We start from the raw sequence: 12624 nt of genomic DNA, 5'->3' as shown, positions 1-12624 counted from the left end.
CTACGCACAAAATACAGGTCACCCATATGACACTAGATGAGATTGCCAAACTAGCCGGTGTGTCGAAAACCACAGCCAGCTATGTGATTAATGGCAAGGCGCAGAAATACAGAATCAGTGAAAAGACACAGCAGAAAGTCATGGCAGTGGTGGAAGAGTATAACTACCGACCAGACCATGCTGCTTCGTCGTTGCGCGCTGGTAATAGCCGTTCATTTGGTTTGATTATTCCTGACTTGGAAAACAGCAGTTACGCGCGTTTAGCAAAATTGATAGAGCAGAACTCACGTAAAGTGGGTTATCAAATTTTGATTGGTTGCTCAGATGATGACGCTGAAACCGAACGTAAAGTTGCGGAAGCGCTTGTTAGCCGTCGTATCGATGCCTTGCTGGTGGCGAGCTCTATGCCAGACGCCAATGAGTTCTACTTGAAACTGCAAAACTCAGGCACACCAGTCATCGCGATTGACCGTCCGTTAGACGATGAACATTTTGCCTGCGTGATCAGTGAAGACTTCGAAGCGGCATTTGAACTGACGCACTCGATTCTTGATGACAGCATTCATAGTGTTGGTTTGATTGGTGCACTGCCTGATCTGAACATTTCACGTGAACGTCAGTTGGGTTTTGAAGCGGCGAATAAAGCACATACTCAACAAACAGGGCTAACAGAAAACAAGCCGATGGTAGTGGGTTATGGCGAGCACTTTGACAGAGAATCAGGGCGTGAGATTTTTGAGGGCTGGATTGCCAAAGGCACAGTGCCTGATGCCATTGTCACTATGTCTTATACCTTACTAGAAGGTGTGTTGGATGTGATGGTCGAAAAGCCAGAACTGATCAGCCAAGTAAAGCTGGCAACCTTTGGTGATAACCGTTTATTGGATTTCTTACCTTTTAAAGTCCACTCACTGCCACAGCAATTCGAAGTGATTGCAGACAGCGCCTTTGCACTTGCTTTGAACGCGTCAGCTAAACGCTATCAAGCTGGCATTGAGCTAGTGCCGAGAAGCTTAGTAAAACGAGGCTAATTCCAGTTAGTTTACACAAGCTAGGTTAGACTTGGACACTTAGCTCGAACTTGGAATTAACTCGAACCTGTATTAACTAGAACTAAGCAACAACCCCATTTCTACAATGGCAACAATGCCGAGCAACAAAGCCAACACCTTCCAAAACTGGATTGGGTTTCGGTTTATCAAAGGTTGCTTGGCTTTGCTTTTCACCAAGCTTTGGTTTGGTGTGTAAAGGTCTGCTACAAAATCCCCCAACACTTGATGACGTTCGCTTGGTGATTCCGCGCAGGCTTTCTGTAACACTAAATCCACCCAACTCGGTAAGTCCGCTCGTTTCTGAGTGATGGGTTGGTATTCCCATTGATGGTGACGAGATTGTTTAAGCGATTGTGCGGTCATTTCAGAGTAGGGCAATCCACCGGTTAGCATCTCATAGCCGATCACAGCGATAGAGAACAGATCCGAGCTTGTGGTGGCCGTGTTGTGCTTGATGGTCTCTGGCGCTATGTAATTGACCGCGCCTAATGGTGTGTCGTCTTTGTCGGTGAGCTCTCCCTCTTCAAGGCCTCTCACTAATACCGCACCAAGGTCGATGATTTTAACCTCACCATCACGTTGAATCATGATGTTTTCCGGCTTTAAGTCTCGGTGCACCATGTCTGCACGTTGTAATACTCGAATGCCTTGAGTGACCTTTTCTAGTATGTCGCGTACTTCATTGAGTGACGGCTTTGGATTGTCGTACATCCATTGTCTTAGCGTGATACCTTCTACCCATTCGCAGATTTGATATAAAAATTGCGAGTTCTCTGGCGTCGGGTAGACTTTCATGACTCTCTTGTTTTTTAACAAGATCCCCGCCCATTGTTCATTAAAGAAAGCTCTGAGTTGTGATGGGCTATCGTGATATTGAACGGAAGGGACTTTCAGCACGAACTCGGTCTGTGTCTCTTTCTGCATCACACGATACACATGGCTTCTAGATCCTGCATACAACACCTCAAGCACCATGAAGTTGTCGATACTTTGCCCGAGCTTTAAAGCGGGTGGGATGGCCCGTTTAGCCAGCTTCTCATGGAATTCAATCAGCGAAGGTTTAGGCAGATGGCTGACTTGCACAATCAAGCAGCTCACGTTGTCTGAGCTATTGTGGCTTAAAGCGGTGTTACAGATGGTTTGCGCTGCGTATTCGAAATCCGCTCCGGGTTTGTCGATGTGTTCCTTGAAGGTGTTGGGAGAGACAAACTCGTGCACGCCATCAGATGTCAGGATAAAGCAGTCGTTTTTCTTTATAGGTAGGGTTTGATAGTCAACGTTGAGTTGGTTGTCCATGCCTAAGGCGCGTGTTAGATAATGCTTCTGTCCCATATTTTTACGCGTGTGGTCGCGGGTCAGTTGGCGTAATTCTCCATCTCTTAGTAAGTAGATACGGCTGTCGCCCACGTGGAAGATATGCGCGGTGTTTGATTTGAGTATCACGCTGCTGAACGTCGAAACGAGGGCATTGTGGTTCACTTGTTGTGCGGGATGAATATTAGAAACAGACGTGTTGAAGAGCCAAGAATTGAGGGACGTTAAGACCTTTTGCGCCGAACGTTGGATGCTCCAGCTTTGGGGAGTTGCGTAATAGTCGTCGATAAACTGCATCACGCTGGTGTGACTGGCTTTCTGGCCGTGTTCACTGCAACTTGCGCCGTCTGCTATGCAGGCAACACTGCCTTTCAACTCTTGCTCTGCGCGAGTTTTTGGGTGTTTTACAATGATGGCATCTTGGTTTTCATCTCGTACGCCTTGATTCGAATAACCACCAAACTTAAGCGTTAACTGGTTGTTGGATTCTGGCGTGATGACTTGCCCTTGGCTGAATGAAATTGTCATAACTGGTCTTCTTCTTAACTGCTCTTCTTCCCGCTTCCTTGACAGAACATCCTAGGAAGAACAAAAGCCCTAGTGAACTTAGAGCCATTGAACGAAGCACCTAGCATTGATGTATCCGCTAAGGTGCTTCTCCCGATTCAATAATATCAATGCTTCATAGTACAGACCTAGCTTGAAACATTAATCAGCGTGACACTGCCATCGTCGTTTACTTCGGCGATTTGACCGTTAGGCTCTTCCATGAACAGTAGAGTCACAAAGCCAAGTACCGCTGTTGCAGCAATCACTAAGAAGAAGGTTTGGTAGCTCACGAATGACAACACAGTTAGGTAAACTACTGCACCCACGTTACCGTAAGCGCCCGTCATACCTGCAATTTGACCTGTCATACGACGCTTGATTAGAGGAACCGTTGCGAATACCGCACCTTCACCCGCTTGCACGAAGAAAGAACACGCCATCGCCGCAACAACCGCTAGCCATACAGGCCATGTGCTGTCGACTTGACCCATTGCGAAGTAACCCACAGCAAGACCAATCGTTAGAATAAGCAGTGTTGGTTTACGACCGAATTTATCTGAAATCCAACCACCACCTGGGCGAGACATTAGGTTCATAAAGGCATAAGCCGATGCAACCATACCTGCAAGAACCGGTGTTAATTCAAAGGTTTCAGAGAAGAACAGTGGCAGCATAGAAACCACAGCCAGTTCAGAACCAAATGTTGCGAAGTACAATACGTTAAGTACCGCTACTTGCTTGAACTTGTACTGGTGAATCTCAGGCACTTCTTCTTTAAATACGTTCTTGTTTACTTTCCAAACTTGCGACACTTCGTACACGTAAAGTGCTGCTAAACCTGCATACACAGAGTAAACCGCCATGTCAGACAACATGTTGATGTTGCTTGGTGATAGCTTCCAAGTCAGTAGCGCTAAAGCGGCATACATAGGGATCTTCATAATAAGTAGGAAGAAAAAGTCACCCTTTGATGTCACTTCCATTGCTGTTACTTGAGCAGGCTTGAAGTAAGTCGAACCTTTTGGTGTATCTGACACGTTTTTGTAGAAGATAAACGAGAACGCTAAGCTCATTACGCCGGTAATACCGACCGCATAACGCCAGCCGTCTTCACCACCAAACGCTAGAGCGAGAGTTGGAAGTGTGAACGCCGCTGCTGCTGAACCGAAGTTACCCCAGCCGCCGTAAATACCTTCTGCAGTACCCAGTTCGTTGTGTGGGAACCATTCAGACACAAGACGAATACCGACAACGAAACCTGCACCAATGAAGCCCAGTAGGAAACGAGCGATTGCTGCTTGAATGAAAGAGTCTGCCAGAGCAAACATGAAACAAGGGATAGAACAGACCGCGAGTAGCGAAGAGTAAACCAACCTTGGGCCGTATCTATCGGTTAGCATGCCTATTGCGACACGTGCCGGAATGGTCAATGCAACGTTGAGGATCAGGAGGGTTTTGATCTCTTCAGTAGAAAGACCAAGCGTAGTTTTTACCATTTGCAGTAGTGGGGCAAAGTTGAACCACACAACAAAGGTAATGAAAAAGGCCATCCAGCTTAGGTGTAATACCTTCATCTTACCCGTAAATGAAAGCAGCGAAAATTTAGTGTTATCCATGGTTTAAATCCTTTAAATCTGGAAAATTACCCGGTTTGTGCACCTGCGTTACTTCCGAACTTAGAACGCTTTTAATGTGCATAAACCCTGTGCCGAAATTGCGCACGCCAATAAGCGTTTGCATGATGGTGTCGGCGGTTTAGTTAACTGGCGATAGCAAGTGGTGCGAGAACTTGAACTTGTTCTCCTTGCTTGCGAACTTCAAATTTCACGAGCTTGAGCTCAGGCTGTTCAAGACATTCGCCAGTTTCTAAGTGGTAATGCTGCTTGTATAAGGGTGAGGCCACGTAAGGTTCTCCGCTTAATGAACCAATTATACCACGTGACATCACATTCGCCTTGCCGATAGGGTCGTAATTAGAGAGCCCATAAAGCGTGTCGCTGCGCTTGCAGTAAAAAATAGCCACTTGGTTATCGTCTACTTTGGCGCAAATTCCCCCGTTTGGGGTTAGATCGCTGGTGCTGCATACGGTTGTCCAATTTTCCATGACTTTCTCCTAGTCTAAAATTGAGTTTTTATTTTTTTATTGATGAACCTGATGAAATTTATGAAACCTCAGTCACTTCGATTTGGTCTGCTTTAGCGAGCTTTTCATCGCGTTTTGAATTCGAAGCATCACTCAAGCTCGGCTTAGGAAAACGCTGCCCTCGCTCTTTGATGAAAGAGAGGCTAGTGTCCATTTCTTCACTGTTGATGTAGTGCTGGAAGCGCTTCATCTTCTCAGGGTTTTCAATGGTGGTTTTCCATTCACACTGGTACTTCTCGATGTTGAGTGCGATGTCCGCTTCGAGTTCTTCAGCTACGTTGAGCTTGTCTTCAATCACGACTTGCTTGAGGTATTCAATGCCGCCTTCGAGGTTCTCCATCCATACCGATGTACGCTGTAAGCGGTCTGCGGTACGTGTGTAGAACATCAAAACGCGGTCGATGTATTTAAGGAGTGTGGTTTCGTCTAAATCAGTGGCGAATAGGTCTGCATGACGAGGACGCATACCGCCGTTACCACAGATGTAGAGGTTCCAACCTTTGTCGGTGGCGATAACACCAATGTCTTTCGATTGGGCTTCTGCACATTCACGAGTACAGCCAGAAACCGCAAACTTGATCTTGTGTGGTGAACGCAGGCCTTTGTAGCGGTTCTCAAGACGAATCGCTAAGCCAACACTGTCGTCGACGCCGTATCGACACCAAGTGCTACCGACACAAGATTTCACGGTACGAACCGATTTACCGTAGGCGTGGCCCGTTTCAAAACCTGCATCAATCAGCTTTTTCCAGATGATAGGCAGTTCGTTAAGCTGTGCGCCAAACAAGTCGACACGCTGACCGCCCGTGATTTTGGTGTACAGGTCGAACTCTTTAGCGACTTCGCCTAAAACAATCAATTTATCTGGAGTGATTTCACCGCCAGCAATACGCGGAACTACCGAGTAAGTGCCGTCTTTTTGCATGTTGCCAAGGTAGATGTCATTGGTGTCTTGCAGCTCGATATGTTGATCTTCCAGGATGTAATCGTTCCAGTACGAAGCCAGAATCGAACCGACAGCCGGTTTACACACAGTACAGCCCAATCCGTTGCCGTGAGAATCTAACAGCTCGTCGAAGGTCTTGATTTTGTTGACGCGAATGATGTCGGTAAGCTCTTGGCGAGAATAAGCAAAGTGCTCACAGATATCGTTAGAGACTTCCACACCTAGGTTACTTAGCTCGCTATCGAGAACCTGTTTCGCAAGGGCAGAACAACCGCCACAACCTGTTGAAGCATTCGTGGTTTCTTTCAATGCAGCCATCGTGGTGCAGCCAGCTGAAACGGCCTCTTTAATATCGCCTTTGGTCACATCAAAACATGAACAGATCACAGCGCTATCAGGCAGAGCTTCAACACCCATTGCAGAGCCAGAATCATCGGCCACGTTAGGTAAAATTAGCACTGATGGGTTTTCAGGAAGGGGCATATCATTTTGCTTGATTTGCAGTAGCGAACCGTAGGCTTCTGCATCACCGACCAATACTGCGCCGACAATCTTTGTGCCGTCAGCCGAAATGATCAGGCGCTTATAAACTTGTTCTATTTCATCGTTGTAGGTATACGATTGAGCACCTTCTGTCTTGCCGTGCACTTCACCAATACTGGCAACATCGACGCCAAGCAGTTTGAGCTTGGTGCTCATGTCGGCGCCAGTGAACGCAGCGTCGTCAGTACCGTCAGAGACAATATGCGAAGCCGCGACTTTCGCCATGGAATAACCGGGCGCCACTAAGCCGAAGATCTTGTTATCCCAAAGGGCACATTCACCAATCGCGTAGACGTTTTCGATATTGGTTTGGCAGTGGTTGTTGATGACAATACCGCCGCGCTCGCCAATTTCGACATCAGAGCTTCTTGCTAACTCATCTTGAGGGCGAATACCCGCAGAGAATACGATCATATCGGTTTCTAAATGGGTGCCATCGGCGAAGTTCATGCGGTAGCGAGCATTTTCGCCATCGACTATTTCAGAGGTCGCTTTCTCGGTATGAACTTGCACACCAAGGTCTTCAATTTTTCTGCGCAGTAGGGCACCGCCACCATCATCTAATTGAACCGCCATCAGGCGAGGCGCAAATTCAACCACATGGGTTTCTAAGCCAAGGTTTTTGACTGCGTTTGCGGCCTCTAAGCCAAGCAGACCACCACCAATCACCACGCCAGATTTGCTACCTTTGCTTGATAGTTCAATTGCGTCTAAGTCTTCAATAGTCCGATAAACGTGACAGTGTTCTTGATCGTTACCGGGAATAGGGGGAACAAAAGGGAAAGAGCCCGTCGCCAAGATTAGCTTGTCGTAACTTTCGACGTGACCACTTTCAGTGATGACTTGTTGATTGGCAGTGTCTAGCTTGGCAACCTTCTGGTTCAACAAGTAGTTCACGCCGTTGCTTTGGTAATACTCTTCACTGGTCAATGACAGGTCATCAGCACTTTTACCATTAAAGTAAGCCGTCAGCTGAACACGGTCGTACGCTAACCTTGGCTCTTCACTAAAAGTAATCACATCAAATTCATCACTGTCTGATTGCAGGATGTTGTCGATAAATTTGTGTCCAACCATGCCGTTACCAACAACGACGATTTTCTTCTTGCTCATAATCCATTCCTTATTCTCGGCATTATCATCACTAGCATCTAATTTCTAGTAGTTAGCAGATGAATACCGGGTTGAGATTCCACTCAATTCATAATCATCAAGAAAAACAAAAAATGTTTTTTTCAACTCTTGGTTTTTAGTTGAGCAAGGAGGATGCCAGATTACGGTTTGTTCATTTAAATAAAAATTAATGCATGTTTTTCAATGTCTTAAAAAATACGGGTAACACATAATTACCCCTAAAGTAGTATGTAAATTTTTTGTTAGATTTATACAAATGAGTATTTGTGGTGCAACTTTCTGCAAGATGGTGCAAAAATTAAGTTTCTATCGTGGTTAATTTCTATTTTGCTCATTTCTGATAGGTTTGTGTTTATTAAGCTATTGTTTTTATTGTTAAATATTTCTTGCTTATTGATTGCTATGAAGTGGCGTGTTATTTGCTTGGTTTCAGTTATTACAATTATGGATAATTGAGCGAGAAACGGATGATCGATTCAAACAGCGGCTGGATAAAATCGACCTGTGCTTATTGTGGTGTAGGGTGTGGAATAGAAGCGAGACCGACATCGCTAGGGAAACTAGAAGTACGTGGTGATAAAGATCATCCATCAAACTATGGAAAGCTATGTACTAAAGGGATTGCGCTCGGCGACACCGTCACGCCTTTAGGTCGTCTTACACAGCCTGCTCATATTCAGAATGAGCAAAAACAACAGCTGGATTGGAACAGTGCCACTCAGTTGGTCGCAGACAAATTCAATCAAACCATCGAAGAATTTGGGGCCGATTCCGTTGCGTTCTATGTGTCTGGTCAGCTCCTTACCGAAGACTACTATGTTACCAATAAACTGATGAAAGGCTTCATCGGCAGTGGCAACATCGACAGTAACTCTAGGTTGTGTATGGCTTCAACCGTGGTCGGGCATAAGCGAGCATTTGGCGCAGACACAGTACCGGTATGCTACGAAGATCTCGAGCAAGCCGATCTAGTCGTGATTACAGGTTCCAACCTAGCATGGTGTCATCCGGTACTTTTCCAAAGATTAAGAGCCGCAAAACAAACCAACCCTGCATTGAAAGTCATCGTCATCGACCCGCGTTATACCGACACCTGTGAAATTGCTGATATACACTTGGCATTGGAATCAGGCTCAGACGTCGCGTTGTTCAATGGTTTATTGGGTTACCTCGATGATAACGACAAGCTAGATACAGACTACATAGAAAACCACACTCAAGGCTTTACTGAATCGATTCGATCTGCGACTCAATATCGTTATACAGAGTCGGGCTGGGGCGACAAAAGCGTTCCTGAGCTCACAGGGTTAACAGAGCAGCAGCTGAAACAGTTCTACAGTTTGTTTGCATCGAACGAGAAGGTGCTAACCATTTACTCCCAAGGCGTGAACCAATCGACACAAGGGTGTGACAAGGTGAATGCGATTATTAACTGCCATTTAGCCACCGGGAAAATTGGCAAGCCGGGTATGGGGCCATTCTCCGTAACAGGTCAGCCGAATGCAATGGGCGGGCGAGAGGTGGGTGGGTTAGCCAATACTTTAGCGGCGCACTTTGAATTTGGTGATCCGCAATCACACCAAACCGTCAGCGAGTTTTGGCAAACCGACAGCTTAGCCACACATGCGGGTTTAAAAGCGATTGACCTGTTTGATGCCATGAATGAAGGCAAAATCAAAGCGGTGTGGATTATGGCAACCAACCCAGTCGTGAGCCTGCCTGACAGTGAAAAGATCAAAGCGGCATTAGAGAAGTGCCCATTTGTGGTGGTGTCTGATTGTATTGCCGACACTGAAACCACTCGCTTGGCCGATGTAGTGCTGCCCGCACAAGGGTGGAGTGAGAAGTCGGGCACCGTAACCAACTCTGAGCGTCGAATCTCACGCCAACGCCGTATATTACCAAGCCCAGGAGAAGCCAAACCGGATTGGTGGATCTTGAAAGAAGTGGCGCAAAAAATGGGATTCAAAGAGCAGTTTGATTACCGCCACGAAGGCGAGATCTTCAAAGAGTATTGCGAGATGACAGCGCTCGGCAATGAAACGGGCAAAGCGCGAGACTTGTGCTTAATTGGACTCACGCAACTGGATGAAAAAGGCTATGGCGAACTCACTCCACAGCAATGGCCAGTACTTGAGTATCAACCTGAGATCATCGAACAGCGCATGTTCACCAATGGTGAGTTCTTTACCGAATCAGGCAAAGCGCAGTTTATTGCAGTTGAGCACGACAAACCGATTGCCGATACCAGCCTTGAATTCCCACTTATCATGAACACAGGGCGAATCCGAGACCAATGGCACACCATGAGCCGCACAGGTTTGGCGGCAGGCTTAGGTGAACACACCCCAGAACCGTTTGTCGCCATGCACCCAGATACCGTTTCGGAACTAAACTTGGATGAGTTTGGGCTAGATGCGTTCAACCACGCCACTATTAACCCAGTGGTGAAAGTGCGCAGCGCACAAGGGGAGTGCCAAGCGCGATTAGTAGTGACCAAAGAGATGCGCCGTGAACAAGTTTTCATGCCGATTCATTGGAACGCACCGACCGCCAAAGACAGTAAACCATGTGACCTGATCTTGCCTCATACCGATGCCGCATCAGGCCAGCCAGAATTCAAACACACCCCAGTGGTGGTTGAACCGTGTGGCTATCGCAGTGAAGCCGCACTGGTCAGCGACAAAGTGATGGACTGCAGTGGCTTTGATTACTGGGTTCGCCAAAGAGTGGAGGGCGGTTTTCTGTATCGCATCTCATCATCTAAGAACCCTATGGAGTTGGTTATTCAGCTTGCCAACACCCTCGATGCCTTGCCAGAACCTAACGCAGAAGCGATTAAGTCACTCCATTATCATGGCAATAAATCATTCAAGAACTACGGCTCTGCCAAGTTGGGTCAGTCTGGCGTAAAGCAAGCCTTCGTGGTGAACAGTAAGCTCGACCATCAAAGCATCGACTGGCTGGTGGAGTGCCTAACAAGAGAAGCCGATGAAGAGTTTGAAGCCGAGTTTTTGAGTACCATGGCGAAGTAGTTACTACCTCTAACCTATTAATACCAAGAGTTAAGCGCCGACAATTACGTCGGCGTTTTTGTTTGAAAACACGATATTCAAAGATATGACTATTCATTATCGAGCTGCGGTTTACTCACATATTGGGGAGTTTTCTGCATTTTGCAGAAACTATATGGAAAATTTCTGCTTTTCGTCATGTTTGATACGAAGATAAGTAGGTAAGATAATGTTATTAAATGAGTTATTAGACTAAGTGTAGTGTGTCTTGGAAACTAGACAGAATTGTTTCGGGGACAAAATGCAGAATTATTCTGTCTAATATAGCTGTTATGTTCATGCCGTCATGTCATGGCTTACTGATAATGAATAATAAAGAGCATCGTATGTATATAGGTTTTTACACTCAGAAAGAATTAGTCGTAGTTGGTAAAAACGATATGCATTTACTAACTGATAAGACCCCCCTGATCAATAAGTCAAGCCTGGATGATCTCGATAAAATAATCATTACCCATGATTCAGATGACTTTAAAATAACAGTTACTAGAGATGGTTTATTTGGGATCAGGATTAAAAGTATAGAAAGTGATTATCCAAGTCCACAAAGTATGGCTGAACATTGTAACGATAGGTCAACCGAGAAATGGAGATTGTATGTTGATCATATAAATGCATTTCAAGTTGCTTTAATGACAGCATCTTTAATTTCTGGTTTCAAAAGTGATCTTAGCGGTGTACACGATATTACTAGGGAAGATGCACTTATACTAAAAGAAGACATGAGGTTTGAGGGGCTAACTTCAGAGAGTAATAAGACCAAAATTAGAATGTTTGATAGCAACCGAACACGAGTTTTTTGTGCTCAGCAGTTCCTATTCGAAGAATATTTCGAACATTGTTTAGTACGCTTTAAAAGTATTATTAAAGCTAAGGCTATTTCTCATGTAGCAAACTTAGCAAGGTCACTAGTTCATTATCAGTCAGGAAATAATAACCTTGCTTTAGCGTTATCGTGGTTTGATATCGAAATATTGCTAAAGAGAAAGCTAAAGTTGCATTTGGAAGAGCCTTCTATTAACTACACCGTTGATAAAAGTAAAGGTACCAAACGTTTTAATAACGGTCGGTGTAAATATCTTGTAGAAGAAATGGAAGTAGCAAAAGTAGTCGAAATTTTGGAACTACTCGAGTTAATAACGTATGACCTTTATTCTAGTATTTCTAAATGTAGAAAAGAACGAAATAAGATGGTGCACGGTTCGAATCTAGTAGTGAGCAGTGAAACTGCAAATAATTGTATTTCCCTTTTGTTACAGCTTATAAATTCAGAGTTTAACAGTGATTTGAAAATTAACACATCAAGGTCAATGTCTCTTTTTTAGTTCATAAAAATGAACATAACAAGGCGTTTAAACGGAACAAAAACAGTGGGTTACGTTTCGCTTCGCTACACATTATAACCCACAATTTTTGTCCGCTTAATGCGGCTACATGGATTCCCCCGGTTGTCAAACATCCGCTAAACTTATGTTGATGGGTTTTGGACTGCCGCTCTACATTCGGCCTACTTATCGACGATTCGCATCCGTCGTGGCCCTGATGACTTGCGCGACTGCGGTGCCTTATTCGTTAGATGACATCTAGTGTGTCCGCCGCATTAACAGGCTCTCCGCAAGTGGTCTTAACCTATCTCCATCATTAGCGTCTGCAATGACCCGGTGGGTTTAACTCTCTATGCTGCTTAGGTTTCTACTTAAGCAGCATAGTTTGTGCGCCGAGCATGGCGTTGATCTAGGAGGTGAAAGTCCTCTACGGGCTCAGTCGAGCGAGAACCGTTAGCCTATGCAAGGGTGTTCACCGTGAGGTGAAATCTGAAGGAAGCAAATGGCAAAACTTGGTTGTGACGAACAGAAATCTGATAGTAGG

Annotated in this window: 7 protein-coding genes; 3 read left to right on the top strand and 4 right to left on the bottom strand. The window is 45.4% G+C overall.

Features of this window, described 5'->3' with window-relative positions:
• Positions 1–26: 26 nt before the first annotated feature.
• Positions 27–1031 (top strand): catabolite repressor/activator, encoded by a 1005-nt coding sequence (cra, locus tag AB4161_RS17900; protein ID WP_050654049.1) that lies wholly within the window; start codon positions 27–29, stop codon positions 1029–1031.
• Positions 1032–1103: 72 nt separating this feature from the next.
• On the opposite strand, the gene AB4161_RS17895 is transcribed toward cra, so the two are convergent.
• The 4 genes from AB4161_RS17895 to nirB all read right to left on the bottom strand — a co-directional run bounded on the left by AB4161_RS17895 (position 1104) and on the right by nirB (position 7660).
• Positions 1104–2894: a protein kinase domain-containing protein gene (locus tag AB4161_RS17895; RefSeq protein WP_372083773.1), complete on the bottom strand. Its 1791-nt coding sequence runs from the start codon at positions 2892–2894 to the stop codon at positions 1104–1106.
• A 167-nt stretch (positions 2895–3061) separates the two neighbouring features.
• Positions 3062–4531 (bottom strand): NarK family nitrate/nitrite MFS transporter, encoded by a 1470-nt coding sequence (locus tag AB4161_RS17890; protein WP_017060867.1) that lies wholly within the window; start codon positions 4529–4531, stop codon positions 3062–3064.
• A gap of 143 nt (positions 4532–4674) precedes the next feature.
• Positions 4675–5019, bottom strand: coding sequence for a nitrite reductase small subunit NirD (nirD, locus tag AB4161_RS17885; protein WP_012600889.1), 345 nt, complete (start codon positions 5017–5019; stop codon positions 4675–4677).
• A gap of 58 nt (positions 5020–5077) precedes the next feature.
• Entirely contained in the window at positions 5078–7660 is a 2583-nt protein-coding gene (gene nirB, locus AB4161_RS17880) for a nitrite reductase large subunit NirB (protein WP_372083771.1), read from the bottom strand.
• A 473-nt stretch (positions 7661–8133) separates the two neighbouring features.
• On the opposite strand from nirB, the gene AB4161_RS17875 reads away from it, so the two are divergent.
• Together AB4161_RS17875 and AB4161_RS17870 are read left to right on the top strand one after the other, a co-directional pair.
• A complete protein-coding gene (locus tag AB4161_RS17875; RefSeq protein ID WP_372083769.1) occupies positions 8134–10716 on the top strand; it encodes a molybdopterin oxidoreductase family protein in 2583 nt (860 codons plus the stop codon).
• Between the two features lie 344 nt (positions 10717–11060).
• Complete coding sequence (locus AB4161_RS17870) at positions 11061–12080, top strand: hypothetical protein (RefSeq protein ID WP_133160488.1); 1020 nt, start codon at positions 11061–11063, stop codon at positions 12078–12080.
• Positions 12081–12624: the final 544 nt, after the last annotated feature.

Origin of the sequence: Vibrio sp. 10N.286.51.E5, from assembly GCF_041469125.1 — a bacterium.
Classification (GTDB): domain Bacteria; phylum Pseudomonadota; class Gammaproteobacteria; order Enterobacterales; family Vibrionaceae; genus Vibrio; species Vibrio crassostreae_C.
Note: the sequence above shows the minus strand (reverse complement) of the source record. Positions and strands in the feature narration are given on the sequence as shown.

Bases quoted from the DNA above. Each gene is read 5' to 3' on its own strand.
- cra (WP_050654049.1), top strand. From the start codon at position 27: ATGACACTAGATGAGATTGCCAAACTAGCCGGTGTGTCGAAAACCACA.
- AB4161_RS17895 (WP_372083773.1), bottom strand. From the start codon at position 2,894: ATGACAATTTCATTCAGCCAAGGGCAAGTCATCACGCCAGAATCCAAC.
- AB4161_RS17890 (WP_017060867.1), bottom strand. From the start codon at position 4,531: ATGGATAACACTAAATTTTCGCTGCTTTCATTTACGGGTAAGATGAAG.
- nirD (WP_012600889.1), bottom strand. From the start codon at position 5,019: ATGGAAAATTGGACAACCGTATGCAGCACCAGCGATCTAACCCCAAAC.
- nirB (WP_372083771.1), bottom strand. From the start codon at position 7,660: ATGAGCAAGAAGAAAATCGTCGTTGTTGGTAACGGCATGGTTGGACAC.
- AB4161_RS17870 (WP_133160488.1), top strand. From the start codon at position 11,061: ATGAATAATAAAGAGCATCGTATGTATATAGGTTTTTACACTCAGAAA.